At 61.2% G+C, this 26,489-nt stretch carries 22 protein-coding genes and 1 pseudogene; 7 read left to right on the top strand and 16 right to left on the bottom strand.

The window, feature by feature from the left end; translation table 11 throughout:
- From GR212_RS35295 to GR212_RS35320, 6 genes are all read right to left on the bottom strand, one after another.
- Positions 1 to 226, bottom strand: a 226-nt coding sequence (locus tag GR212_RS35295) for an alcohol dehydrogenase catalytic domain-containing protein (protein ID WP_163994497.1), incomplete at its 3' end; no start/stop codon positions are given.
- Positions 227 to 463: 237 nt separating this feature from the next.
- On the bottom strand, positions 464 to 1,150 hold the full coding sequence (locus GR212_RS35300) for an ABC transporter permease (RefSeq protein ID WP_163994499.1): 687 nt from the start codon (positions 1,148 to 1,150) through the stop codon (positions 464 to 466).
- A 4-nt stretch (positions 1,151 to 1,154) separates the two neighbouring features.
- Positions 1,155 to 1,862: an ABC transporter permease gene (locus GR212_RS35305; protein WP_163994500.1), complete on the bottom strand. Its 708-nt coding sequence runs from the start codon at positions 1,860 to 1,862 to the stop codon at positions 1,155 to 1,157.
- Positions 1,863 to 2,024: 162 nt separating this feature from the next.
- On the bottom strand, positions 2,025 to 2,822 hold the full coding sequence (locus GR212_RS35310; protein WP_163994502.1) for a transporter substrate-binding domain-containing protein: 798 nt from the start codon (positions 2,820 to 2,822) through the stop codon (positions 2,025 to 2,027).
- A gap of 78 nt (positions 2,823 to 2,900) precedes the next feature.
- The gene (locus GR212_RS37590) at positions 2,901 to 4,865 is read right to left on the bottom strand and encodes a DUF2817 domain-containing protein (RefSeq protein WP_163994505.1); all 1,965 of its coding nucleotides are present in this window, start codon (positions 4,863 to 4,865) and stop codon (positions 2,901 to 2,903) included.
- Between the two features lie 151 nt (positions 4,866 to 5,016).
- Positions 5,017 to 6,057, bottom strand: a complete 1,041-nt coding sequence (locus tag GR212_RS35320; RefSeq protein WP_163994506.1) for an aromatic ring-hydroxylating dioxygenase subunit alpha — start codon at positions 6,055 to 6,057, stop codon at positions 5,017 to 5,019.
- A gap of 118 nt (positions 6,058 to 6,175) precedes the next feature.
- On the opposite strand from GR212_RS35320, the gene GR212_RS35325 reads away from it, so the two are divergent.
- Entirely contained in the window at positions 6,176 to 7,102 is a 927-nt protein-coding gene (locus tag GR212_RS35325; RefSeq protein ID WP_163994509.1) for a LysR family transcriptional regulator, read from the top strand.
- Between the two features lie 148 nt (positions 7,103 to 7,250).
- Here GR212_RS35325 and GR212_RS35330 read toward each other — a convergent pair whose 3' ends face one another.
- From GR212_RS35330 to GR212_RS35370, 9 genes are all read right to left on the bottom strand, one after another.
- Positions 7,251 to 8,870, bottom strand: a complete 1,620-nt coding sequence (locus tag GR212_RS35330; protein ID WP_163994512.1) for a GMC family oxidoreductase N-terminal domain-containing protein — start codon at positions 8,868 to 8,870, stop codon at positions 7,251 to 7,253.
- Positions 8,867 to 10,396, bottom strand: coding sequence for an FGGY-family carbohydrate kinase (locus GR212_RS35335; RefSeq protein ID WP_163994515.1), 1,530 nt, complete (start codon positions 10,394 to 10,396; stop codon positions 8,867 to 8,869). The genes GR212_RS35330 and GR212_RS35335 overlap by 4 nt, the downstream gene beginning before the upstream one ends.
- Positions 10,397 to 10,429: 33 nt before the next feature.
- The gene (locus GR212_RS35340; RefSeq protein ID WP_432444437.1) at positions 10,430 to 11,272 is read right to left on the bottom strand and encodes a class I fructose-bisphosphate aldolase; all 843 of its coding nucleotides are present in this window, start codon (positions 11,270 to 11,272) and stop codon (positions 10,430 to 10,432) included.
- Positions 11,245 to 12,993, bottom strand: a complete 1,749-nt coding sequence (locus tag GR212_RS35345; RefSeq protein ID WP_163994517.1) for a glycerol-3-phosphate dehydrogenase/oxidase — start codon at positions 12,991 to 12,993, stop codon at positions 11,245 to 11,247. The genes GR212_RS35340 and GR212_RS35345 overlap by 28 nt, the downstream gene beginning before the upstream one ends.
- Before the next feature lie 12 nt (positions 12,994 to 13,005).
- The gene (locus tag GR212_RS35350) at positions 13,006 to 14,001 is read right to left on the bottom strand and encodes an aldo/keto reductase (protein ID WP_163994519.1); all 996 of its coding nucleotides are present in this window, start codon (positions 13,999 to 14,001) and stop codon (positions 13,006 to 13,008) included.
- The gene (locus tag GR212_RS35355; protein ID WP_163994521.1) at positions 13,998 to 15,002 is read right to left on the bottom strand and encodes a sugar-binding transcriptional regulator; all 1,005 of its coding nucleotides are present in this window, start codon (positions 15,000 to 15,002) and stop codon (positions 13,998 to 14,000) included. The genes GR212_RS35350 and GR212_RS35355 overlap by 4 nt, the downstream gene beginning before the upstream one ends.
- Position 15,003: 1 nt before the next feature.
- Positions 15,004 to 15,993, bottom strand: a complete 990-nt coding sequence (locus GR212_RS35360; protein ID WP_204326903.1) for an ABC transporter permease — start codon at positions 15,991 to 15,993, stop codon at positions 15,004 to 15,006.
- Positions 15,994 to 16,021: 28 nt separating this feature from the next.
- Positions 16,022 to 17,566, bottom strand: coding sequence for a sugar ABC transporter ATP-binding protein (locus GR212_RS35365; protein WP_163994525.1), 1,545 nt, complete (start codon positions 17,564 to 17,566; stop codon positions 16,022 to 16,024).
- 71 nt (positions 17,567 to 17,637) lie between these two features.
- The gene (locus GR212_RS35370) at positions 17,638 to 18,669 is read right to left on the bottom strand and encodes a substrate-binding domain-containing protein (protein WP_163994527.1); all 1,032 of its coding nucleotides are present in this window, start codon (positions 18,667 to 18,669) and stop codon (positions 17,638 to 17,640) included.
- A 423-nt stretch (positions 18,670 to 19,092) separates the two neighbouring features.
- Between GR212_RS35370 and GR212_RS35375 the strand changes: the two genes are divergently transcribed.
- The 3 genes from GR212_RS35375 to GR212_RS35385 all read left to right on the top strand — a co-directional run bounded on the left by GR212_RS35375 (position 19,093) and on the right by GR212_RS35385 (position 22,757).
- Positions 19,093 to 19,308 carry a hypothetical protein gene (locus tag GR212_RS35375; RefSeq protein WP_163994529.1) on the top strand — a complete coding sequence of 72 codons (216 nt, stop codon included), beginning with the start codon at positions 19,093 to 19,095 and terminating at the stop codon, positions 19,306 to 19,308.
- A gap of 278 nt (positions 19,309 to 19,586) precedes the next feature.
- Entirely contained in the window at positions 19,587 to 20,300 is a 714-nt protein-coding gene (locus GR212_RS35380; RefSeq protein ID WP_163994531.1) for a CBS domain-containing protein, read from the top strand.
- 78 nt (positions 20,301 to 20,378) lie between these two features.
- Positions 20,379 to 22,757: an HAD-IC family P-type ATPase gene (locus GR212_RS35385; protein ID WP_163994533.1), complete on the top strand. Its 2,379-nt coding sequence runs from the start codon at positions 20,379 to 20,381 to the stop codon at positions 22,755 to 22,757.
- Positions 22,758 to 22,968: 211 nt separating this feature from the next.
- Here GR212_RS35385 and GR212_RS35390 read toward each other — a convergent pair whose 3' ends face one another.
- A complete protein-coding gene (locus tag GR212_RS35390) occupies positions 22,969 to 23,871 on the bottom strand; it encodes a LysR family transcriptional regulator (protein ID WP_163994536.1) in 903 nt (300 codons plus the stop codon).
- Positions 23,872 to 24,086: 215 nt separating this feature from the next.
- Between GR212_RS35390 and GR212_RS35395 the strand changes: the two are divergent.
- From GR212_RS35395 to GR212_RS35405, 3 genes and pseudogenes are all read left to right on the top strand, one after another.
- Positions 24,087 to 25,201: pseudogene (locus GR212_RS35395) on the top strand (acyl-CoA dehydrogenase).
- 11 nt (positions 25,202 to 25,212) lie between these two features.
- Positions 25,213 to 26,370 carry a CaiB/BaiF CoA transferase family protein gene (locus GR212_RS35400; protein ID WP_163994539.1) on the top strand — a complete coding sequence of 386 codons (1,158 nt, stop codon included), beginning with the start codon at positions 25,213 to 25,215 and terminating at the stop codon, positions 26,368 to 26,370.
- The coding region (locus GR212_RS35405; RefSeq protein WP_163991383.1) for an FAD-dependent oxidoreductase at positions 26,363 to 26,489 on the top strand (127 nt) is incomplete at its 3' end. The genes GR212_RS35400 and GR212_RS35405, both read left to right, overlap by 8 nt.

A 26,489-nucleotide genomic window follows, 5' to 3' on the forward strand; every position in this document is an offset into this window, starting at 1 on the left:
TGACGCCCGGTCCGACATCGACGACGATGCCGGCGCCCTCATGGCCGAGGATGGCGGGGAAGAGACCTTCCGGATCGGCGCCCGACAGCGTGAAATCGTCGGTGTGGCAGATGCCCGTCGCCTTCACTTCGATCAGCACCTCGCCGGCCTTCGGCCCCTCAAGCTGAACCGTCATCACCTCAAGCGGCTTGCCGGCCTGAACGGCAACTGCGGCGCGAACATCCATCTAAGTTTCCTTTCCATTGTTTTTGCAGTGTGCGCAAATATCGTCGCTTCAGGAGCCTATCCGCAGCTCCGGCAGCGCTTCCAAGGGGTCAGCGAGATCACCTTGCTGTTTTATGTTCAAAAGCTCGACACCCGACCCATCCGGCTTCGCTCGGATCTTCGCGTTGGGCTCAGCCACCAGCCGGGCGGGGAGGGAATTTTCATGGGATCTCCCCCATCGGCAATCGGCCGCTTCCGCCTAACGTCCTTCGTGCCGCATCAGGCGCCGCTCCAGTATGCGTACGAAGGTGATGAGCGTAAGATTGACAATGAGATAGATCGCGCCTGCGATCGCGAAGATCTCGAAGATCGCAAAGGTCTGGCTCATCAGGCGCTTTGCGTATCCGGTGATTTCGAGGACGGTGATTGTCGAAGCCAGGCTTGTGCCCTTGATAACCAGCACAAGCTCGTTTCCGTAGGCCGGCAGAGCCTGGCGAATTGCGAGCGGAAACTCGATCCGGCGGAACCGCAACCAGGCAGACATGCCGCCGGCCTTTGCAGCTTCCTTGAGGCCGGCGGGTATCGATATCAATCCGCCACGCAGGATTTCCGATGTATAGGCCGCAGTGTTGAGCGCGAGGCTCATGGCGGCGCAACGCGTCCCATCGCTGACAATCCACCATGCCAGGGCATTGTGCTTGATGAACGACAACTGTCCAAGGCCGTAGTAGAACAGGAACAATTGCACCAGCAACGGCGTCCCGCGGAACAACATGCTGTAATATTTCGCGGCACCCGCGACATATCGGTTCTCTGAAAGCCGCATCAAGGCGAGACCGAGGCCAAGATTGAAGCCGATCGCCACCGATACGACGGTGAGAGTAATGGTGACAAGAAGCCCCTTCGCCAGGACCGGGACAGCGAGCTCGATCAAATCAATGTCCATCGCCTTACTTCCTCGACCTGAGCCTGAGCGCACGCTCGACGGCATCGAAACCCGTTTGGCTCACCAGGGTGATGAGCATATAGACCACGGCAGCGATCAAGAAGAAGATCAGCGGCTGCCGGGTACTTCCCGCTCCGACGAAGGCAGCCCGCATGAGTTCCTGCAGTCCGACGACGGATACAAGAGCAGTATCCTTGATGGTCGTCTGCCAGACATTGTTCATGCCGGGGACCGCGATGCGAAGCATCTGTGGCAGGATTATCCTTCGAAAGATCCGGGTTCCGGAAATACCCAGAGCACGAGCCGCTTCGATGTGTCCTGCCGGAATGGATGCGAGCGCGCCTCGAACGACTTCTGTCGAATAGGCTCCTGATATCGTTGCGATCGCAATGACGGCAATGATGAAGGCATATCCGCTGTCGGCAACGCCCGCGTAGCCGAATGCGATGGCAATCTCGGTCACGAACTCGACGGAAGAGAAGAAGAGCAGGTAAATGATAAGGAGCTCCGGCACCCCTCGCACGATTGAGGTGTAGACGTCGATCAGCAGCGTCAAGGGAAAGACGCGAGCCCATTTGACGATGCCGCAGGCAGTGCCGATGATTGCACCTGCGATCATACTCAGGGCGCCCACCGCGATCGTTGTCACGGCTCCGAGCATGATGGCTCTGAACCAACCATCCTGCCATATCTGGACGAGACCAATTTCCATCACATCCGCCTTGGGTGTTTGCATTCGCTGCCCGCAACCGGCCCGTATCGGGTCGCCGTGCGCAGCATCTCATCGTCGCCGCGCATAGCCGCGCCGCTTCGACCGTAAACTCAACTGAGCAGGTAAACGCCCCGCGCGACGTTCGCGGGGCGCGCCAGGTCCTTAGTTGCAGGGCCGGGAAATATCGATCTTGAACCACTTCACGCTGGCTTTGCCGACCGAGCCGTCGGCCACGAGCTCACACAGCGCTTTGTCGATCTTTGCCTTGAGCGCCGTGTTTTCCTTGGCAATTCCAACACCGATACCCTCGCCCAGCGATGCGTCGAAGCTGCTCTGGATCTTGACGTCGACGAACTGAAAGTCCTTGCCGTCTGGCTTGGCAAGAAAGTCCTGCAGCGCCGATGCGTCGGCAAACGCGGCATCGATACGTCCGGTCGCGAGATCGATCTGCATGTTGTCGAGTGTGTCGTAGGTTTTCAGGTTCACGGTTGGCAGCCGCTTTTCGATGAAGCGGGCGTGTGTCGTGCCGGTCTGGACGCCGACTGTCTTGCCGGCAAGGCCCCGCAAGAGAGGATCGATTTCCTTGAGGCCAGCCAGCTCCGACGTTTTCGGCACGACGAACATGTTGGCGAGCTCAGCGTAGCCGACGGAGAAGTTGATCTCCTTCTTTCGTTCCTCCGTGATCGACATTCCGGAGATGATGACATCGAACCGCTTCGCCTTGAGCGCCGGGATGAGGCCATCAAAGGCCTGAACGACGAAATGGCACTCCATGTTCAACTTCGTGCAGAGCAAATTGCCGACGTCGGCGTCAAATCCGGTGACGTTTCCTGCTGCGTCCGCCATGCTCCAGGGAGGGTAGGCGCCCTCGGTGCCGATGGACAGTTTACCCTCGGCTGCAAGCGCGGCGCTGCCGAAGCCGGCTAGCAAAGCTACCAGTGAGAAGACCTTCAAAATCATACGCGTATTCCCCTATTTTCGTTTTATGTTGCAGTTGTCCTGCGAAGCCGGAGCCTCGCGATTTCCCTCAGCACCTGGTTACAAAGTCCGGGAAAGGAACTGTCGCAGACGTTCCGACTTCGGATTTGTGAACAGTTCTGCGGGCGTACTCTCTTCCTCCACCTTTCCCTGGTGCAGAAAGAGAATCCTGTGGGATACCTCGCGCGCAAATTGCATTTCGTGCGTCACGAGGATCATCGTGTTGCCTTCTTCCGCAAGTTGCCGGATGACGCGAAGCACTTCCCCAACGAGTTCGGGATCGAGGGCCGAGGTCGGCTCGTCGAGAAGAATGACCTTCGGTCGCATGGCCAATGTCCGGGCGATCGCGGCACGCTGCTGCTGCCCGCCGGACAACTGCCCGGGATACTGGGCATGCTTCTCCGAGAGGCCCACCTTTTTCAGCAGCTGATGCGCGTGCTCGATCGCAGCCTTCCGGTCTTCACGCAGGACATGAACCGGCGCCTCGATGATGTTTTCCAGGACCGACATGTGCGGCCAGAGATTGAAATTCTGAAAAACCATGCCGACGCGGGCGCGGATGCGTTCGACCTGGCGCATGTCGGCGGGCGCGGAACGGCCGTCGCCCACGGACTTCATTCGTATTTCCTCGCCATCGACGATGATATGGCCGCCGCTCGGTTGCTCCAGCAGGTTGATGCAACGCAAGAAGGTGCTCTTTCCCGATCCCGAGGAACCGATCATCGATACGACTTCGCCTGGATGAGCGATCAGGCCGACGCCGCTCAGCACCTCATGCGTGCCGAAACTCTTGTGCAGGTCTCGAACCTCGACGGCGGGTCGCTCGTTCCTTTTCGCCGCTATGGTTACGGCGGGCGGCCATCCCGGATCCTGCGTCGCAGCCGAGACCTTTCGGCTCGACGGCTGTGGGCTCAGCAAATTCAGTTCCTTCAAGGCGCGATCGAAGTATCGCAGGCTCGCCGTCAGACAGGTGCGCTGCCATTCGGGATCGTTAGGAATGAAAGCGAGCTTCAGCGTTTCCTTGATTTTTCGACCCTGAGCGGAATCGATCGAGCCATAGAGATGGAGCCAATTGTCGGCCTGGACGGCGTCCATCACCACGGAACCTTCAAGCGTTCCGCACTCGACAACGAGAGTCATCACCCGCGCATCGGACAGCGCCTTGAGCACTGCTGCCGACAGATACCCTGTCGCCGTTGCCGCAATGCCGGTTCCGGTCGTAGCCTGCGCGCCTGTCTTGACGACGGAAAGCGCCGGTCCATACAGTTTCCTTCCCCAGTCGAGACCTGGATGTTCCCTCTCGGTTACGGAAAGAAGCGCGGGATAGCCGTAAGGGCCCGCGCCGGTGTGCAGATCGAATACGACGACGTCCGATGCCTGTTGCGCAAATGTGCGGAGAATTTCGTGCAGGGTGCGGTTGGACCAGACCGGGCCATCGCCGCCAAAGAACATTCCATCGCGGAACTCGTACTGTCCCGCCTCGACGACAGCGGCAAGCCCGGCGTGCCCCCCGAGAGATTTACGAGCCGTCTCCAACAATTCGTCGGCGCGGTCACGCTCCGGCCCGATCCACTCGGGACAGACGAACGCCTCATGCACCTCCGCATATCGTGCGTTTCCCGGTGCCGTTTGCTCCCAGTCCAGAAAATTGCGGTTGAGATCGACATTGTCTTCGTTGACGCGACGGTTCCAGGCGGTGCCCCACGGATTGATCAGATGCACGAGAAGAACCGCGGTGTCCGCCGGCAACTGCCAGGGACAGTTTGCCGACAGCCATTCGGCCTGACAGCCGGAACCGAACTGCCCCTCCACTCCATGCGTACCGGAAATGATCACGAGCAATCTGGAGGCATTGCGGTCGCCGATATGTGCGACATCGGTATAGAGACGCTCACCGCCGGGACCGTGCAGCGGATGCTCATATTCAAATAGCGTCGCATCCGCCCGTCGCGCCGAGGCCAGGAACCTCTGGCGCAAGACGTTGTAGTCGACAGAAAAAAGCTCAGGCTGCCGTTCATGGCGCATGAGATGAAACTCCCGCTTCGCCAGTGGGCGACGGCCGTTCCGCCCCCCGCTGGAATTTGTTCCCAGGTTTTTTTGATGTCCTCTGCGCCATCGCCCGATGGCCGCAGAGGTGTCTTTATTTTGATCTGCTGAGCGCCACGGGGCGCACGGTTCATTCGGCGGCTTGAACGCGACTTGTATTCTCCGCCTCGATCAACTGCGCCAGCTTGCGCCGGAAGCGGAGCGGCCCGACATCGATTTTGAGATCGAGATTTGGGGTCTGCTTGTTGGCCATTCCGCGGTGGACTGCCTCGAGTACGACACGGTCCTCCTCGAAGGCTCCGCGAACAGATGTTGCGAAACGCGCCGACACCTCGGCATCGTCGGGCGCGAAGTTGCGCAGCTGGAACCAGTAGTACTTGGTCCGGTTCTCATCGACCGGCGTCATGAAGTTGTAGCTGTCCATGAGGAATGTGCTGGACGGCGGTTCCCTGCCCTCGCCTCCGGTTCCCGATGGAGCGAAGATCGCCTTGATGATTGCGTTGCTCGGATAGCGAACCTCGTAGTGCTGCTTGCGATCCGTCTTGCCCTCGAACTGAAGGAAGGGCGCATAAAAGGGAGCAGGATCCGAATCCATCATCCAGCGCCAGACGGTGACCCCGTCGTCCTTGACGGTCGTCTCCAGTGGCGTCTCTTCGCATGCGGAGCTTGCGAACGAGCTCTGGTGGACCCAGGCGACGTGCGATGGATCGAGAAGATTGTCCGTCATGTACAGATAGTTACAGTCGAGAACCATCGATTCACCGCGATTGATACCCCAGGAGGGATCATCGAAGTGCTCGACGTGGAAAATCTCGGCCGGGTCGGCCTTTGCAGCGTCACCCATCCAGATCCAGACCAGGCCGTATCGCTCCTCGGCGGGATAGGAACGAACGCATGCGACATGCGGTATGCGTTCGGCGCCCGGTACGCGCGTGCAGGTGCCGGAACAGTCGAAGGTGAGGCCGTGATAACCACACTCCACGTCGTCACCCTTTATCCGGCCCATCGAAAGCGGCAGCTTGCGATGGGGGCATGCATCCTCCAGAGCCGCGAGTTTTCCATCCTGCCGGCGATAGAGGACGATGTTTTCGCCCAACATCGTGACGGGCGTAAGGTCTCGGCCGATATCGTGATCCCAAGCAGCGACATACCATGCGTTTCTCAGAAACATTGCATTCTCCTATCCCTTCAATAGGAGGAGTATTTTCGCTCCCACCCTTGCGTACAAGCTGGCCACCATTGCGTTCTTCTTTAGAAAAACTTAACAATGAGGCAAAGGAGATCCTGAGATGGCTACACCTCCACTGAACGCCCTCCAAGCGTTCGAAGCGGTCGGACGCTGCGGAACGATGAGCATGGCCGCGCGGGAGCTTGGCGTTACGCCAAGTGCGGTAAGCCAGCAAGTTCGGAGGCTCGAGGACTGTCTTGGCGTCACCCTGCTGGAACGCATAGGGAGACGGGTTGAGATGACCTCATGGGGAATGCTCCTGCATAAGGAGGTCACGAAGGGGTTCGCCCAGCTGGCCTATTCGGTGGATGTTCTGGAGAGGGCTCGAAGCCAGACCGGTATCGTTCTCACCGCCTTGAGTTCGGTCGTCAACAAGTGGATCGGTCGAAAGGTTTTCGAGTGGCAGGCGTTACACCCGGAAGCCAATGTGCGGATAATCGGCAAGGAGGATGAACCGCGCCTGGGCGATGGCCAGAGTGATTTCCGCATCACCTATGGACGAAGAGCCGAGGTCCACACGCATTTCGCGGCGCTCTATACCGATTGGGTGGTGCCCGCGTGTTCTCCTCGGCTTGCGGAAACGAGAGAGCTTTCCTCTCCCGCCGACATGCTGAAGCTGCCGCTCTTGAACATAGAGTGGGAATCTCACTACAGCCGCCCGCCGCAATGGCATGAATGGGCGCAGCTTGTCAGCGGAACCCTCAGTGACAAGCTCGCAAGTCTTTACTTCGCCCTATCGAGCAGCGCCATCGATGCGGCGGTCAACGGCCGCGGTGCCGTGCTGGCGCAGGTATCGATGATTGAAGACGAGTTGCAGGCAGGCACGCTTGTCGTGCCTTTCGATATCCGCCTTCCCCTGTCCGAAAGCTACTATCTTGCCTGGGATCGCGCGGCGCTGGAAAAGCCTTACGGGAGAGAGTTTCACTCATGGATCATGTCCATAGCGCGAAAACAATCCGTGGCATCGGCACCGAAGCCCAACAACTGACGTTCATGACACAACGCCCGTCAGTCAATGGCATCGATCTGCCGACGCGATGCTTTCGCCATTTTCGCCGTCCGTTGCTTCAACCGGCTGGACAATCCTCGTCCAGCCGACCTGGCGGGCAGCTCGTTGTTTGTGCGGCCAGCCTTTCTTAACCGGTGATCATGGCGGCAGCCTTCTCGGCAATCATGATAACAGGCGAATTCGTGTTGCCCGAAACGATCGTTGGCATGACGGATGCGTCAACGACCCTCAACCCGCCCAGGCCATGCACGCGCAACCTGTCGTCGACGACCGCAAGGTCGTCACGGCCCATTTTACATGTCCCGACCGGGTGGAATATTGTCGTTGCAATATCGCCTGCCCTTCGGACGAGTTCTTCTTCGCTCTGAAACTCGACGCCTGGCAGCATTTCCCTGGGTGCAAATCGCGATATTGCCTTCGTTTCCATCAGCTTGCGCGCATGGCGTATCGATCTCGCAGCGACGATGCGATCGCCATTCGTGGAGAGATAGTTCGGCCTTATCTCCGGCGCCGCCCAAGCGTTCGGGCCTGCCACATGAACCGTGCCCCGGCTTTCCGGGCGAAGATTGCATACCGAAACGGTGACGGCCGGGTAGCGGTGCAACGGTTCCCCGAGCTTGTCAGTGCTGAGCGGCTGAACATGGTATTCGAGATCGGCGGTCGCCAAGGCCGGATCGCTCCTGGCGAAAATCCCCAGCTGGCTCGGCGCCATAGACAGGGGACCGGACCGGCGGATTGCATATTGAAGCCCCATGCCGGCCCGGGCAAAGAGTTTGTGGTAGAGCTGGTTCAGGGTCTTTGCGCCTTCGATGCGAAAAACCGTACGAATCTGCAGGTGATCCTGCAGGTTCTCTCCAACGCCATTCAGGGAATGCACGACGTCGATGCCGGCGGCCTGAAGCACGCCGGGCCTGCCGATCCCGGAAACCTCCAATATCTTCGGCGAATTGATCGCTCCGGCGCATAGGACGACTTCGCGGCGCGCGCGTGCTTCCTGAATGGCGCCCTTCAATCGGAACTGGACACCGTTGACGCTAAGGCCGTCGAGCAGGAGCTTGCTTGTCTCCGCGCCGGTCAGGATCCGGAGGTTGGGCCGCTTCATTGCCGGGCGCAAGAACGCCTTGGTGGTGTTCCAGCGCAATCCGCCGCGCTGATTGACTTCGAAATAGCCGGAACCCTCATTGTCCCCCGTATTGAAATCATCCGTCTTCGGGATGCCGAGTTCCTCCGCAGCGTCGCGAAACGCATCGAGGACCGGCCAGGAGAGCCGCTGGCGCTCGACGCGCCATTCGCCGCCCGCGCCGTGCATCTCGGACTTTCCGCGATAATTGTCCTCGGACTTGAGGAAATAGGGCAGCACATCCTCCCAGCCCCATCCGGCATTGCCGGCCTGCTGCCATCCGTCGTAATCGGTCGCCTGCCCGCGCATGTAGATCATCCCGTTGATCGATGAGCAGCCGCCGAGCAGCTTGCCGCGCGGATAGGGAAGCGAACGGCCGTTCAAGCCGGCTTCCGACGCCGTCTTCATCATCCAGTCGGTCCGTGGATTGCCCATGCAGAACAGATATCCGATCGGAATGTGCACCCAGTGATACCGGTCGCTGCCGCCGGCCTCGAGAAGCAGGACACGGTTTGCCGGATTTGCGGAAAGACGATTGGCAAGAACGCATCCGGCCGATCCCGCTCCCACTATGATGAAATCGTAGGAGCCCGCATCGATGGCTGCATTATCGGACGATCCTGTCACGCTGCCGCTCCCGCCGTACGTTCGACAGTTGACGAAAGACGCCGCCAGATCGGCGCCAATGCCTCCGCAATGTCGCGATAGAGGCCATAGCGCCGCTCGTAGTGGCTCTCGAGAAGCCTGTTCGGAGCGTAGTTCCGCTCGATGCGCACCATGGACGCAGCACCCGCGGCGAAATCCGGGAAGACCCCCGCTCCGGTGCCGGCGGTGATTGCCGCTCCCAATGCGCCGGTTTCGCGCGATCGCGCGATCGACACCGGCAACCCCAGAACATCGGAAAATATCTGCGGCCAGATCAAGCTGCGCGATCCGCCTCCTGAAAGCACCGCCTCGTCGAAAGCGGCTCCCGCGTTGCGCATGGTTTCGATATGCTGGCGGTGGCCGAAGGCGACGCCTTCGAGCACAGCCCTGACGAGGTGAGCCCTCGTATGCCAGCCGGCGACACCGTAGAAGCCGGCGCGGGCATTGCCATTCTGCTGTGCGCCGTAAAGGAAGGGATGATAGAGCGGATCGTCGGCCGCCGGTTCGATGCCGGCGGCCAGCTCGCCGCAAAGATCGAACGGCGAGCGTCCGCCCGTCGAAACGTCGCCAAAGAACTCCCGAACGAGCCATTCGAGGTTTGCAGCCGAGGTAGCGCTCGACTCGATTGCCATATAGCGCTCGCGGTCGAAGGTGGAGGACATGAAGACCGGCCCGGCGAGTTGCGGCTTGTCGATGATAACCTGATTGATGCTCCACGTACCCGCAATGATCGAAGCGGCACCCGTTCGAGTGACGCCGGATCCGATGGCGGAGGCGACGACATCGAAGAGACCGCCGACAACCGCGGTCCCGGCCGCAAGCCCCGTCTGCCGGGCGGCTTCCTCGGTGAGGTATCCCGCAATATCGGAGCTTTCGATCAGCGGCGGCAAGAGCTGCATGCAGTCGCCGAGGCCGTAGGCCTCCATCAGGACTCGGTCGTAGCGGCGATTGGCGACGTCGAGCAGGCCGCAGCCGGTCATGTCGGACACCTCGCTGACGCGGGCGCCGGTGAGGCGGTTGACGATGAAGTCCTTGCACAGGAAAACCGTACCGAGCATGGAGAAGGTTTCCGGCCGGTGCCGTTTCAGCCAGGCAAGCAAGGTCGGCGTCTGCGATGGCCACGGCCTTTGCTGACCGATCGGGTAGGTGCGGTCGCCGACGCCTTGCTGCTGCCATTCCTCGACAAGGGCGGCCGCGCGCGTATCCAGCGATTGAATGCCGAGCAGCGGCTCGCCATTCCGGTCCAGTGCATAAAGGCCGTTTCCATGGCCGGCGCAACCCACCGCGATGATATCGCGAGGCGGGATCGCCGCCTGCTCGATGCAGGTGCGGATGACCTTGCGGGCATTCGTCCAGAGTTCGTCGAGCCCACGCTCGACGTGACCGGGGCATGGCATGCGACTATGCCCCTCCGCCGACGCGGCGGCGATTTCGTTGCCCTCCCGGTCAAAGATCACCGCCTTGATAACCGTGTTGCCGGCGTCGAGCCCCAGTAGATAGTCTGCCATGCGGAACCCCTCCCAAGGTTCTGGTCTTCGCCCTCAGCCCCGCTGATAAAGCGCGAAAGCTTCCTCGCCGCCAGCATCGTCGTGAATGATTGCCATCAATCCGCGCACAACGGCGCTCGGATTGGCGTGCTGATAGATGTTGCGTCCATAGACCATGCCCACCGCGCCCTGCCGCATCAAGGCTGCCGATTTTTCAAAGACCACGCGAAGATCCTCTTTGCCGCCGCCGCGCACGAGAACCGGGCAGCGCGCCGCTTCCACGACCCGGTGGAAATCTTCGGCATGGGTGGTCGGATCGGCCTTGACGATATCCGCTCCCATCTCCCGGGCGAGCCGGGTCAGGGTGACGATCTTGTCCGCATCGCCGTCGACCATGTAGCCGCCGGCCTTGTCGAGCGCCTGCATCACAAGCGGCTCGATCATCAGCGGCATGCCGTATCTGTCGCAATCTGCCCGAACGCGGGCAATGTTCTGGACGCATTGCCGGAAGAGATCGGGTTCGTCCGGCAGCATGAAGAGATTGACGACGACGCAGGCGGCATCCATCTCGATGGCGCCGATCAGCGGCTCGGCCTCGTTCTGCAGCACGGCCCACATGTGGCGGTGGCGCGTGCGGTTGTAGGGGTTGCCCATATCGACGCGCATCACCAGGGCCGGCTTGTTCTTGCCCGCAACATTCTGCAGCAGATCGGCCTGGCCGTAGTTCATCTGGATCGCGTCGGGCGCCGCATCGACGAGGGCCCCGACGACGGCCTGCATGTCTTCGAGGCCGCTCAGAAAGGACGGCTCGTTGCAGACGCCATGATCGATCGCCACATCCAGGCAGCGGCCGGCGTGAAATAGCCGGTTCATCCGGACTTTGCTGTTGTTTCGCATTGCATGCTCCTTTGTTCGTTCCTTGCGGAAAGGGTGTTTTCGTCGACCCCGTGCCGGTCGCGCAGAAGGGTCAGAAAGCGGTGTCGCTCCGAAGAGCGTTGCGCCGGGGTCCAGGCCTTCTCGGTGGCGAGAAGATCGAGAACGGCATCCACCATCTGCAATGAGAGCTCGCCGGTAACGGCAAGCGTCGTGCGTCGAAGGAGCACATCGTCCAGCCGCTCGACCGCTTCATTGCGGATGAGAAAAAGCAGTTCACGCGCCGAGTAGTCCGGATGCGGCATATTCGTGTCGGGTCCGGCAGCGATGAAGCTGGCGATCGCCTCCGCTTCCGTGCCGTAACGTGCAAAGAGTGTTGCCATTCGCGTGGCCGGGATCCCTTTTTCAGCGGCCACCTTGGCGATCCAGACCGCACGATCGAGAGGGAATCGGCGGCCGCCGCCGATCGCCCGGTCGGCCGTGGAAAGCTTTCGCTCCTTGCCGAGCCGCTCGAGCGCGAGATCGGCGGCAAGTTCGCCGAACGAACGGAAGGTCGTCCATTTGCCGCCGATCATGCACAGCACTGCCGGCTTGCCGTCTCCCGCTTCAACGACGGTGCAAAAATGGTCGCGCGGGATGCGGCCGGTAAAGCTGTCGGTGCTGGCCGGCAGAGGCCGCACACCCGAGAACTGGAAGCTGATGTCTTCCGGCCGGATCACGATCCCCGGCAAAACGAAAGAAAGCGATTGCAGGATGTAGTCGCGCTCGTCGACTTCACAGCGCACGGCTTCCGGGTTCTCGACGCGGATATCGGTCGAGCCGACAAGGACTTTCCCAAGATAGGGAAACAGGATGCAGATCCGGCCATCCTCGTTTTCGTAGTAGATCATGTGGCCGGCCAGCGCCGCATAAAGTTCCGCATTGTCGATGATGAGATGCGAGCCCTTGGTTCCGCCCATCAGGGATGCCGGCCGTGCCTCCGGCGAAAAAAGCGTGCTGTTGGTAATGTCGATCCACCCGCCCGTTGCGTTGATGATAAGCGTGGGTCTTATCGCTATCGAAGCGCCGCCGATCGTATCGCGGACGACGTATCGACCGGCGCGGTCGGCACTGATCTCGGCATAGTTCAGCGCTTGCGCCTGCGGTCCTGACGACAGACCGTCATCGAGCAATTCGATGCCGAGACGCTCGGGATGGCTGACCCAGGCGTCGTAATAGGTCGCCGAACTCCTGACGTCGGGATTGAGCGCCGGCCAGCTGGCGAGCGTCTTGCGCCGTCCGCGAAACTGGTGCTGCGGCATCATCGCCCGTCTGCGTGTCAGGAAATCGTAGATGCTGAGCCCGGCCTTGATCGCGATGGCGCCGCGCCGGCTCGGCCGGCGCGTCAGCCCCAGGAAGCGGACGACACCGTTGCCGAGCCCGGAGACGATGTCGAAGACCGGAACGGTCGTCGGCAGGGGCGCGACATAATGCGGAGCGTTGCGCAGCAGCCTGTCGCGCTCGGCCAGAGATTCCCGAACGAGCTTGAACTCGCCGTTTTCGAGATAGCGAAGCCCGCCATGCACCATGCGCGACAACGCGGCGCTCGCACCGGAGCAATAGTCATGCTTCTCGATGAGGAGGACGCTCACGCCCTGCAGCGCCAGCTCCCGGAAAACGCTGATGCCGTTGATGCCGCCGCCGATGACACACACGTCCACCTTCGGGCTCCGGCGAAGCCCGTCCAACGTCTCTTCACGATTCATGATGGTGATCCGTTACCTGTCCATATCAGTCAGTTTCGCTGAAATGGCTGCATCGATGGCTGATTGATCGTCCGTATCCAGCCGGATGGTTCCAGCCCGGGCATTGTCGAGCGCCTGCGCCGCGTTACGAGCACCGCAAAGCGCGAAAGTGACGCCAGGTTGCGCAAGGGTCCAGGCTATGACCGTCTGTGCGATACTGGCCCCATGTCTTTCGGCGACCGGCCGGATGGCCTCCGCAAAGGCCAACGTCTTCTCGCGGTTGGAAACGGAAAAGCGAGGATTGTCGCGCCGCTGGTCATCACCGGAAAAGACCCTGTCCGGACCGATGGCGCCGGACAGAAGGCCGAGCGCAAGAGAGGAATAGCTGAGCGTCGCGATGCCGTTTGCCCGGGTCAATGGCAGCAGGTCGGTTTCGATGTCCCGGTCGATCATGCTGAAGCGCTCCTGGATGGCATCCAGACCGCCGGCCGAAAGATAATCCCGAAGTTCCGGAGCCCCCACGTTGCTGGCGCCGATTGTGCGGATCTTGCCGGAGGCCTTCAGGTCTTCCAGCGCCCGCATCGTCTCCTCGACCGGCGTTGTGGGATCCTGCCAATGGGTGATGTAGAGATCGATATAGTCCGTACCCAGACGTCGCAGGCTTTCCTCGATTTCGTGGAAGATCGCATCGCGGCCGAGATAGCGGTGAACCGGCCTGCCATCCTGGTCGAAGAAATGCCTGCCCTTGTCCGTATGCCACACGAGGCCGCATTTCGTGGCGATGACAGCCTTGTCGCGCCGGCCCGCAAGCGCCTTGCCGACGATCTCCTCCGACCGGCCAAGCCCATAGGCCGGCGCCGTGTCGATCAAGGTGACACCGGCATCGAGCGAAGCCTGGATCGCGGCAACCGATTCCGCTTCGTCCGTACCGCCCCACATCCAGCCGCCGATTGCCCAGGTGCCGAGGCCGACCGCCGAAGCGGTGACACCCGATCCGCCTATGTCCCGCATCATTTGCCGCCCGCTCATATACCGTGCTCCTTGCCGTTTGCCAGCGCGAGAACCCGAGCGCCGGTCGCCTCGTCGGTTACGAGCGTATCGAGGTGGTTGCCGCGCATGACGCTGAGGATCGGGCCGGCCTTGTTCGGCCCGCTTGCCACGCCGATCTTCGTCGGGATGGACGCGAACTCGGAAAGGGTCAGAGAGACCAGCGATCGGTTCAGGCTGTAGTCGCAGACGCTGCCCCGCTCATCGAGCAGATGGGCAAGCAGCTCGCATGAGGCGCCCGAGCGCTCGATCGCCGCGCGGTCGGTGCTGGAGGATGGGTGCAGGTCGTAATAGCTGGAGTCGTCGGAAAGGATCGAGCCGATGCCGACGATCGCGACCTTCGCCTCCCGCGCCCGTTTGAAGACGTCGGCGACGGAACGCATGTTGATGAGCATTCCGCGCTCGGCAGCACTGTCTGCAAAAAGCGGCGCATGGATCTGGAACGAACGCCCGCCCAATCGGTCGGCCATCATCGTCGAGACGTGGTTGACATCCGTGTAGTGCTTGCCCTGGACGCAGCCCGTCGCCGGAATGACCTCGATATCGAAGCGGCGTGGCGGCTGAAGGCCGGCAACCACTGCGCTGACGCCCTTGCCGCCTGTGATGCAGATGGTATCGCCATCGACAATTTCCTCGAGCAGCAGGCGGGCTGCCGCTTCGCCGACTGCCTGCAAGGCCGTCTGCGGATTGTCGGAAACGGTCGGCACCACCACCGCGCGGCTGATGCCGCCGAGCGCCAGCAATTGTTCTTCCATATCCACGAGCGGCTCGACCGGTGACTTGATCTTGATCTCGACAAGCCCAAGCTGACGGCCGCGCTTGATCAGCCGGTTGACGGTCGCGTGTGAAATTCCGAGCTGGTCGGCGATCTGCGCCTGGGTCAGCCCTTCCAGAAAATGCAGGACGAGGGCCTGATGCATCTGCCGGGCAATGACGATTTCTTCCCGAGGGACAGAGGCGGTTTTCGGTTTTGCAATCGGCATGTCAGAGAGCCTTCCGCTTGTGCAGGAAATGATCGATGGAAACGGCGGCGAGCAGTATGCAGCCCTTGATCATGTCCTGCCAGTAGACGGAGACGTCGAGCAGGATCAGCGAGCTTGTCACCACCGACAGGAGGGCGATGCCGAGAATGGCGCCAAGGATCGTACCGGAGCCACCGCTCAGGGACGCACCGCCGATGACGGCCGCGGCAATGATGTTGAGTTCCATTCCGACGCCGAAGGTCGGCGTCGCCGCACCGAAGCGCGACATGTAGATGACACCGGCGACGCCCGACAGCGTTGCGCACAGGACGGTCACCCAGAACTTGACCTGATTGGTCTTGATCCCGGAATAGAGCGCCGCCTTCTCGTTGCTGCCGGTATAGAAGACCTTGCGGAATGCCGTTGCGCGGCGCAGCAGGAAGTCGAAGACCGCAACGATCGCAACGAAGATCAGGATCACATAAGGGACGCCATGGAACGTGCCCTGCCCGACCGCCTTGAATGACGGCGGCAGCGTGAACAGCGAAAGCGGCGTTCCCTTGGTGATGATCAGACACACGCCGCGCACGATGACCATCGCGGCCAGTGACGTGATGAAATGGTTCAGCCCGATCACCGTGACGAAGAAGCCCATGGCGCAGCCGATCAGCGCGCTGGCGAGAATGCCGACGAGCGAGGCGCTCCACGGATCCATTCCCATCAGAAAAAGCGAGCCGGACAGGACCATCGAAAAGCAGACCACGGACCCGACCGAGAGATCGATACCGCCGACGATAAGAAGGATGGTCATTCCGACGACGACGATGCCTTCCACGGAAAACGACATCAGCATGGCCCTGAAATTGCCAAGCGTCAAAAAATGCGGAGAAGCAAAGCTCATAAGGACGCAGAGAGCAAGAATGATCGCAATCAACCCTGCTTCCCGCATTGTCGCGAGCCGTCTCCACGAGGAAGGACGCTCCCTCGTCACCGCCAATGCGTGATCTGTCATTGCCAGGTCTCCCGTCCCTGTTTCCTCTTCAGATGGCATGTTGCGATGCCTTCGATGGATTGTGTTTCTGCGCGGCAATGCCGGATGCGAGCCGCATGATCGCTTCTTCCGTCATCGCCGCGTCTTCGAGCTCGCCGGCCACCGTACCCTCGCGAATGACGATGGCCCGGTCACAAAGGCCGAGAAGTTCCGGCAGTTCCGACGTGATGACGAGGATACCGATGCCGGAGCGCGCGAGGTCCCGCAGCAGACGATGGATCTCGGATTTGGCCCCGACGTCGATGCCACGCGTCGGCTCGTCCATGAGAATGACCTTCGGATTGACCGCCAGCTGCTTGGCGATGGCAACCTTCTGCTGATTGCCTCCCGACAGCGATGAGACCGGCATGTCGATACCTCCCATGCGGATGCCGAGACGTCGCGCGAGGTTTTGTGCCCGCTCTGCCTCGATTTTGGTGTTCAATAGCCCCAACCGTCCGGTCAACGCTTTCAGATCGAGAGCGGTAATGTTCTGCGCGATCGACAGATCGAGAAAGACCCCGGACCCCTTGCGATCCTCGGAGAGGTACACGACGCCTGCCCGCACCGCATCCGCATAGGAGCCAACCTTAAGCGGGCTGCCCGCGAGAAGAACCTCGCCTTGCGTCGTCTGGCGCAGTCCGCAGATACCCTCTGCGATTTCGGTCCGGCCAGAGCCGATCAGGCCGCCGATGCCGAGGATTTCACCTCTGCGCAATTCGAAGCTGACGTTGCGAAACCGCCTGCCGTCACCCAGGTCGCGGAGCGTAAGGATGGCCTCGTCGGTGCGCTCGGCCACGGACTGCTTTTCCGGATAGAGCTGGGTGATCTCGCGGCCAACCATGCTGCGCACCACATCCTCCGCCGTTATGTCGGATATCCTTTCGGTCGAGACATAGCGTCCGTCGCGGAAGACGGTGACGCGATCGCAGAGGCTGAAGATCTCTGCCATGCGATGGCTGATGTAGATGATCGATATGCCATGCGCCTTCAGATCCCTGATGATGCCGAAGAGGACCTGCGCTTCCGCTTCCGTCAGCGCGGCGGTCGGCTCGTCGAAGATGAGGACGCGGCAGTCGAGCGTCAGCGCCTTGGCGATCTCGACCAGCTGCTGGCTTGAAATCGGCAGCTCGCCAAGCTTCTGGCGGACATCGATGGGAGCAAGGCGGTTCATCACCGCCTGCGCCTCCCGCTCCAGCCTGCCGAAATTCATCAAAGGCAGGCGCCGCCGGTTCGTGGCCGCCATGAACATGTTCTCGGCAACCGTGGCATCCGGGCAAAGAGCGATTTCCTGGTGGACGAGGCCGATTCCCAATGCCTGGGCAGAGGCCGGAGACCCAATCTCTACGGGGACGCCGTCCACAAGGATTTCCCCTTCGTTCGGCTGCAGCACGCCGGCGATGATATTCATGAGCGTCGACTTGCCCGCGCCGTTCTCGCCGCAGAGCGCATGCACTTCACCCTTCTCAAGGCTGAAGGTCACATCCGTCAGCGCCTTGATCGCGCCGAAGCGTTTGCTGACATTGCGTATCTCCAACACCGGCACCGGCATCATTGCCCCTCCCCCTGCATGGCTTGTATCGGCTGTCCGGGATTTCCCGATCCCGGACAGCCATTTTGCGACGCTTACTCTTCGATACCCTTCGTACCGCGACGCTTCAGATACTTGTCCCAGTAGAAATCGTCTGCATTGGCGGCCGTGACGATGGACAAGCCGTTGTCGACGAAGGGTATGCTCATCGGATTGAAACCGGAGCGCTTGGCGTCGTTCATCGGGTCGATCAGTTCCGGATGCTTGGCAAACCACAGCATCATGAAGCCCATATAGCCCTGCATGCCCTGATTCGGATTGATCGAACCGAACACTTCGCCGGCCTTGATCATGTCGAGGATGTTGGCGTTGACGTCAGCGCACATGACGAGAATCTTGCCGCCGCTTTCCTTGTTGGCCTGCGCTGCGCCGATCGCCGAATTCGCCTCCGGCATGAACACGGCGTTGAGGTTCGGGTGTGCCTGCACCAGGCTCATGAGAGCTTGATAGGCCTTGTTCGGATCCTGGTTCGACGCTGCTCGCCCGACGAGCTTCATGCCGGGATATTTTTCCTCCATGCGGGCGATGAAGGCCGCGATGCGCTTGTCGTGGTTGTCCTGTCCCGGATTTTCCAGAACCGCGTACTCGCCCTTGCCGCCGAGCTTTTCGGCAATCGCATCGGCGGCATAGGTGCCTTCGCGCGTGTTGTCCGAAGTGATGAAGGATATGCGCTTGGAGAGCGGCGAGTCGGCGGCAAACGTGACGACCGCCGTGCCCTGATCGATCGCCCGGTTGATGGGCTCGATGAATGGATCCGAATTCATCGGATGAACGAGAATGCCGGCCGGGTTCTGGGCCAGCGCCTGGTCGAAGGTCGCGATCTGCTTGTTGACGTCATATTCCGGCGTGCCGGTATAGGCGGTCTCGCAGCCGAGCTGCCGACCTGCCTGCTTGAACATTTCGTAGACCGGGAACCAGTATTCGACGCCCGAAACCATCACGTTCATCACGTATTTTTCGCCGGGCTTGCAGCGAAATGGATTTTCCGTCTCAGCTGCCGAAACAGCCGTGCTCAAAGTGGCGGCGGCCAAAACGGCCAACGCGGTCGTGCCTAGAAAATTGCGCAAAGTTCCTCCTCGAGGCCGAAGCCCCTCCCCAAAAGCCGATGGCGCAGCGTGCGCCCTGTTCGTGAAACCGGATTTCCTCCTCGAACCCCGGTGATGGCAGTTAGCGCAACAAAAAGCGCCAAGTCAATATAATTCATGATATGAAATATATTTCATTGAAACGGGCTCGCGGTGGGCCGAGCTGCAACGCGATCACCGTCTCCGCTCGCGCTTCAGCGCCGGCCAGAAATCATCCAAGGCTTATAAGGGTGGGGTGCGCTACCTGAATCAGTGCGCGAATATGTGGTGTTCGTGACCTCGACCGGTTATCCCGGTTGAGCGGCATTGGATCCTGCCAAGTGTCGCAACAACAACTTCCCATCTTACAGGTGAAGGCCACAAGAGCTATCTTCGCAAGTGACCGGATACCAAATGGAGAGTGCCATGGAATTGCATGAACGCCGGAAGAGCTACGAGCGTAAGATTGTCGAACACCGGGAATATCTCCGGTCGATGGAAGAAAAGGCCATCCGGCATTTTCGCCAGGAAGGCGACGGACCGCTCGCGGAAGTGACCGAAGAGATCAAGGCGGAATATCATCGCCACATTGCCACCTATGCGGCTCTTATCGCGGAAATCGACGCGATTTTGGGAGTTTGAGGCGGTTCGCAAACAATCCACCCTGCGCCGTTTGTCCTTTGGACGGGGCGCAAACCTTCATGCGCACGCTTCGCCATGTCATGGTAAAACCAGCCATGCGGGGCATGACAAAAATAATCGGTTATTTGATATGCCTCAACAGGAGTTGATGGGGCGCTGATAAGTAATGGAACCAGTCGCCTGCTTCTGCAACCGAACTCTTTTCTGTTGCCGATCGGCGGTCCGGCTTCGGGGCTGCGACCCGACAAGAATTACCGCCATCTACATGGAGTATCGTCATGCGTGTTGCCGAAATCATGACCTCACCGGTTGTGGGCATCGAACCTTCCGCTTCAGTCACCGACGCCGCCAAGCTGATGCTGGGCAGCCACTTTAGCGGCCTGCCAGTCGTCACCAGCGATAAGCGTCTTGTCGGCGTGGTGACCGAGGGTGACTTCTTGCGACGCGGAGAGCTCGGCACCACGCAAAAGCGACCGCGATGGCTGGAAATTATCGTCGGCTCCGGCAAGAAGGCCGAAGAATATGTCCAGACGCATGGTCGCAAGGTCGAGGAAGTGATGTCGCCCGAGCCGGTGACGATCTCCTCGGAAGCCTCGCTTGAGGAACTGGTGGAGCTGATGACGGCGCGCAAGATCAAGCGCGTCCTCGTGGTCCATGAAGGCAAGCTTGTCGGCATCGTCGCTCGCTCCGATCTCATGCGAGCGATGTTGCGCGCCCTCCCCGCTTCGGCATCGGTGGCGAATGACGACGAACGCATTCGACAGGCGATTGTCGACGAGCTCGCTAAGCAGGATTGGTCTGGGACGATCCGCGTCAAGGTCGCTCATGGCATCGCCGAGCTTTCCGGCGCGATCTTCGACGAGCGTGCGCGGCAAGCCGCCCGCGTTGCGGCCGAAAACGTCGAGGGCGTCAAGGGCGTGACCGATCAGCTCGCCTGGATCGAGCCGCTATCCGGCATGTACATCCTGCCCGAAACCAAAGGACAAGCATAACGCTTCGCCATCCGGGACTGCGGCTGCCCGAAGACGGGCGCCGACAGACCTCCCGACGTCGAGCGCGGGAGGTGCCGCATGAGTTCAGACACGACTGTTCAGAATCCGTTGTCGCCCGGAGCCGGCAGCGATGTACTGCCAGCCGGCCTTTCGCAGGACGAAGCCGCGCGCCGGCTTTCGCAAGTCGGCGCGAATGAGGTGGCCTCCGAAGAGGAACATCCGCTTCGCCGGATGCTGCTCCATTTCTGGTCGCCGGTGCCCTGGATGCTGGAGATCACCGTCGTCCTGCAGCTGGCGGCCGGCGAGCGGCTCGAGGCCGCCATGGTGGCTCTGCTGCTGCTCATCAATGTCGGTTTGGGTATCCTTCAGGAGGGCCGTGCCAGCGCCACGCTTTCCCTCCTGCGCCAACGCCTGGCACCGAAAGCCCGCTTGAGGCGTGACGGCGTATGGAGCGATGCGCCGGCGTCAGTCCTGGTGCCTGGGGACGTCGTGCAGCTTTCGCTCGGCTGCATCGTGCCTGCCGATATCCGCATCCTGTCCGGATCGGTGCTTCTCGACCAGTCGATGCTGACGGGTGAATCCGTCGCCGTCGAACAGCAGAGCGGCGCCATCGCCTATGCCGGCGCCCTGGTCCGGCGCGGCGAGGCAATCGCCGAGGTGACCGCAACAGGTTCCGGGACGTATTTCGGAAGAACGGCCGAACTGGTGCGGTCAGCGGATGTCGAAAGCACGGAACAGAAGGCCGTGCTTGGCGTCGTCAAGGCGCTGACCGCCGTCAATATGGCGATCGTCGTCGCCATGGTTGCCTATGCCCATGCCATCGGCATGACGGTCGCGCAGATCGTGCCGCTCGTATTGGCCGCCCTTCTCTCCGCGGTGCCCGTGGCCATGCCGGCCGTCTTCACATTGGCTGCGACGGTAGGCGCGCGCAAGCTGGCCCAGGAAGGCGTGCTTCTCGCAAGGCTGTCGGCCCTGCAGGAAGCGGCGATGATCGACGTCCTATGCGTCGACAAGACCGGGACACTAACGGAAAACAGCCTGGGCGTCGGCCGCGTCATCCCGTTGTTCGAAGATATGAACGAGGCCTTCGTTCTCGCCCGAGCCGCCGCGGCGAGTTCGGCGGATGGCCAGGATCCCGTCGATGCCGCGGTGCGCTCGGCTGCGGCCTCATCCGGGGAGACCTCGCTGAACGTTCTTCGCTTCACCCCTTTCGATCCCGCCGCAAAGATGGCCGAGGCCGTCATCGCCGCGCCGGACGGCAGCGAAATCCGCATTGCCAAGGGCTCGCCGATCGCCATCTCCGCGCTTGCGCCTTTGAAGCCTGAAGCCGAGACAGCTATCGCCTCGCTCAGCGGCGAAGGTTATCGCGTCCTCGCCGTCGCGGCAGGCACGCCCGGGCAGATGGCCTTGATTGGATTAATCGGCCTCAGTGACCCGCCGCGCGCCGACTCCAAGCCGTTGCTTGGCGAGCTAAAGGCACTCGGCATTGTACCTGTCATGATCACAGGTGATACCGCCCAGACTGCCGCCATCGTCGCCGGCGCCATCGGATTGGACGGAGCGGTCTGCCCACCAGGCCAGATCCCGAAGCAGGCTGCGCCTCAAGACTACGCGGTCTATGCCGGAGTCTTCCCGGAGGACAAGTTCAAGCTGGTGCGCGCCTTCCAGAACGAAGGCCATGCTGTCGGCATGTGCGGCGATGGCGCCAACGATGCCCCGGCGCTGCGGCAGGCGCAGATGGGCATTGCCGTCTCGACCGCGACCGACATTGCCAAGTCGGCGGCCGGGCTCGTGCTCACCGAACCCGGCCTTCGCGGCATTCTCGCCTGCATCGCCGAAGGTCGTTCGGCCTTTCGTCGCGTGCTCACCTTCACATTGAGCACGATGGTCAACAAGGCGGTGACCCTGATCGTCATGGGAGGCGGGCTGGTCATGACCGGCCACGCGGTGATGACGCCACTGCTGCAGGTGCTGTGGATGCTGACGAGCGACATTGCGATGATGGCGCGTGCCGGCGACCGTGCCAAGCCCACGCCCTATCCCAACGCCTGGCGCATCCGTGAGCTGACCCTGGCCGCCCTGCCGCTAGGTGCCGTAAAGCTCACCTACGCGATGGCGGTCCTTGCGATTGGCTGGTTCTGGCTGAAATTCGACGCCGAGACGATGCGTACCCTTACCTTCCTCACCCTCGTTCTGGCCGGCCAGGCCACGAGCCTGGTCCTGCGCGAGCGCGATCATGTCTGGCGCTCAAGGCCCGCCGCGATCCTGATCGCTGCGATGATGGCGGCGGCGATCGTCGCCACGAGCTTTGCCTGGTTAGGCTGGCTCATGGCGCCGCTGCCTGGATGGCTGGTGGTTTCTCTTTATTGCACAAGCGCCGCATTCGGCTTGGTCCTGGATGCCGTGAAGGTCGCCATGCTGAAGCGGCTGCCGGTGGACCGACGGCCCCAGCCTTGATGCAGATCGTGGTTACGGCGCAAGTTCTTCGGAGGGCTCCGGCCGCCAAAGGCATCGCCCCCATATTCATCGAACCGAAGTCGGAAGGAATAGCCTTGGGAGGCTCCGTGACGCTCAGCGACAAACAAAAACAGGACGTGCGCGACGACCTCGCGACAGGAACGAACATGTGGGACATCGCCAAGGCCGGCGGGGAGCCTCCCCGCGATCTTCATTGATTTGTGATGCCCCATGGGCTCTCGCTTACGACCTTCGCCAGCCACAACCGAAAGGAAACGAGTGGCGGGTAATTGACACGGGACTTTGGCCACGCGAGCCAGTAGGTGCCCGAACCGGCGACCGAAGGGTTCAATAAAGGAACAAGCCGCCCTTCCTGGATTTCGTCCTTCGCCAGATAGTCGGGAAGAAGCGCCACGCCCAGTCCCGCGATGGCGGCCTGCGTCATGGTTGCGAACTGATCGAAGAGCATCCCGGTGGCGTTGCGATGCTTGATCCCCTGCGCTTCGAACCATATCGACCATGCGTCCGTGCGGGTCTCCAGCTGAAGAAGCGGAAACTCCAGCACCTCGTCGACCGATCTGTCTCCCAGCAGTGCCGGTGAGATGCACGCCGTCAGGCGTTCGTCGAAGAGCTTGAGGTGATCGGCATCATGCCAATCCGCAGCGCCGAAATGTATTGCCGCGTCAAACCCCTCGGCAGAGAAATTGAACCGCTTCAGGCGGGTCGCCAGATTGACGTTGATCCCCGGGTGATCCTTGAGAAAGCCGCCCAGCCGCGGGGCCAGCCACCGGGTGCCGAAGGCAGGCAGGATCGCAAGCGTCAGCGTGCCGCCACCTGGATTGGCGGAAAACTCCATGCTTCCCCGTTGGATGAGGTCGAGCGCGCGGGTGATGTCGCGACCGTAGGCCTGTGCTGCCTCGGTCGGCACGAGACGCTGCTTGTACCTCTCGAAAAGCGTCCGGCCCAGCTGCTGTTCCAGCGTCTGGATCAGGCGGCTGACCGTGCTCTGCGTCAGGTTCAGCTCGCGCGCCGCCGCCGCAGCGGAGCCATTCCGCAACACGGCCTCGAAAGCCGAAAGATGGCTGATATGGGGGAGAAATCGTCTCTGGCGCATCCGTATCCTATGCATGACATGCATCAACTCATGTGGAAATATAGCTTTCACAGACCCAAAGCAATCGGTATACGCATCAATTCGAATGGAACAGATATCTTTGTCGTGAGGGTCGCTTGCCAAATATCGCCAACACAGCTTCCAGAGCCTCGTCCAGCGCATTCGTCTGGAACGATCCCTTCCTGCTTGACGATCAACTCGTCGATGAAGAGCGCATGATCCGCGAAACGGCCGCCGCCTTCGCGCAATCTGAACTGGCTCCGCGCGTCCAGGAAGCCTATCTCGGAGAAACGACCGAGCCGGAACTGTTCAAATTGATGGGCCAGACGGGCCTGCTGGGCATCACATTGCCGGAGAAGTACGGCGCCGCCAATGCCTCCTACATCGCCTACGGCCTCGTCGCCCGCGAGATCGAGCGCGTCGATAGCGGCTACCGCTCGATGATGAGCGTCCAGTCCTCGCTGGTCATTTACCCGATCTACGCCTACGGCTCCAACGAGCAGAAGGAACGGTATCTGCCCGGCCTCGTCTCGGGCGAGCTGATCGGCTGTTTCGGCCTGACCGAACCGGATGCCGGCTCCGATCCGGGCGGCATGAAGACGCGTGCCGAAAAGATCGCGGGCGGCTACCGCCTGCGTGGTTCCAAGATGTGGATTTCCAACGCGCCGATCGCGGACGTCTTCGTCGTCTGGGCGAAGTCTGAGGCCCATGACAACGAGATCCGCGGCTTCGTACTCGAAAAGGGTATGAAGGGTCTCTCGGCGCCGAAGATCGGTGGCAAGCTGTCGCTGCGCGCCTCCATCACCGGCGAGATCGTGCTGGACGGCGTCGAAGTCGGCGAAGACGCGATCCTGCCCAATGTTTCCGGCCTGAAGGGTCCCTTCGGCTGCCTCAACCGCGCCCGCTACGGCATTTCCTGGGGCGTGATGGGAGCCGCCGAAGATTGCTGGTTCCGCGCCCGTCAGTACGGGCTCGACCGCAAGCAGTTCGGCAAGCCGCTCGCCGGCATGCAGCTCTACCAGAAGAAGCTTGCCGACATGCAGACCGAAATCGCGCTCGGCTTGCAGGGCTCGCTCCGCGTCGGCCAATTGATGGATCAGCACAGGATGGCGCCTGAAATGATCTCCATCGTCAAGCGCAACAATTGCGGCAAGGCGCTGGATATCGCCCGTCAAGCTCGCGACATGCATGGCGGCAACGGCATCCAGATCGAGTTTCACGTCATGCGCCATGCGCAGAACCTGGAAACGGTCAACACTACGAGGGCACGAGCGACGTCCACGCCCTCATCCTCGGCCGTGCCCAGACCGGTGTTCAGGCATTCTTTTGAGGGCTGGCGAAATGGAGACACCCCTCGCAGGAATCAAGATCGTCGAACTCGCCCGCATCCTGGCCGGCCCATGGGCGGGCCAGACCCTTGCCGACCTGGGCGCGACGGTGATCAAGATCGAGTCGCCGGACGGCGATGATACGCGGCACTGGGGACCGCCCTTCGTCGAGGCGGAGAAGGAAACGACGGCCGCATACTTCCACGCGTGCAACCGCGGCAAGCTGAGCATCGTTGCGGATTTTAACGTTCCGGCCGATCTCGATCACGTCAAAGACCTGATACGGGAAGCCGACGTCCTGATCGAAAACTTCAAGGTCGGCGGGCTCGCACGCTTCGGATTGGACTACGCTACACTGAAAGAACTCAATCCGCGCTTGATCTACTGTTCCATTACCGGGTTCGGGCAAACTGGACCATACGCCTCCCGGGCAGGCTATGATTTCATTGTCCAGGGCATGGCCGGTGTCATGCATCTGACCGGCGAGCCGACCGGCCAACCGCAGAAAATTGGCGTGGCGTTCGCCGACGTCTTCACCGGCCTTTATTCGGTCATCGCCATCCAGGCGGCCCTGGCGCTGCGTGAGAGGACGGGGCTCGGGCAACACATCGACATGGCGCTCTTCGACAGCATGGTTGGCGTGCTCGCCAATCAGGGGATGAACTACCTCGCCTCGGGTATTTCCCCGAAAAGGCTGGGCAATGCGCATCCGAATATCGCGCCCTACCAGGTTTTCCCGGTCGTCGATGGCGATATCATCATCGCCTGCGGCAACGACAGCCAGTTCGCCAAGCTCACCCGCATATTGCAGGTTCCCGAGACGGCCACCGATCCCAGGTTCGCGTCCAATCCAAGCAGGGTTCTCAACCGCGATGCTCTGACCGCAATACTTGAGCAGCAGACCAAAAGATTTGAGCGCGACGCATTGCTCTCGGAGCTGGAGCGTGCGGGCGTACCCGCCGGCCCGATCAACGATCTGAACGACGTCTTCAACGATCCCCAAATCCTGCATAGGCAAATGGTGCTCGAAAACGACGGGGCGCCGGGTATCCGTACGCCCATAATGTTCTCGGCAGCGTCGCTTGATACCTCCCGCCGCTCACCTCGATTGGGAGAGCATGACAACCTTTTAGCCGGCGGATGGCCGGAGGAAAACAAGCAACATGACTGACGCGATCGAGTTGCCGGAGCGGGAGAGCATGGAATTCGACGTCGTGATTGTGGGTGCGGGTCCTGCGGGCCTGTCGGCTGCGATCCGGCTGAAGCAGATCAATGCGGATCTGACAGTCG

Origin of the sequence: Martinezella lusitana, assembly GCF_010668395.1 — a bacterium.
GTDB classification, from domain to species: domain Bacteria; phylum Pseudomonadota; class Alphaproteobacteria; order Rhizobiales; family Rhizobiaceae; genus Rhizobium; species Rhizobium lusitanum_A.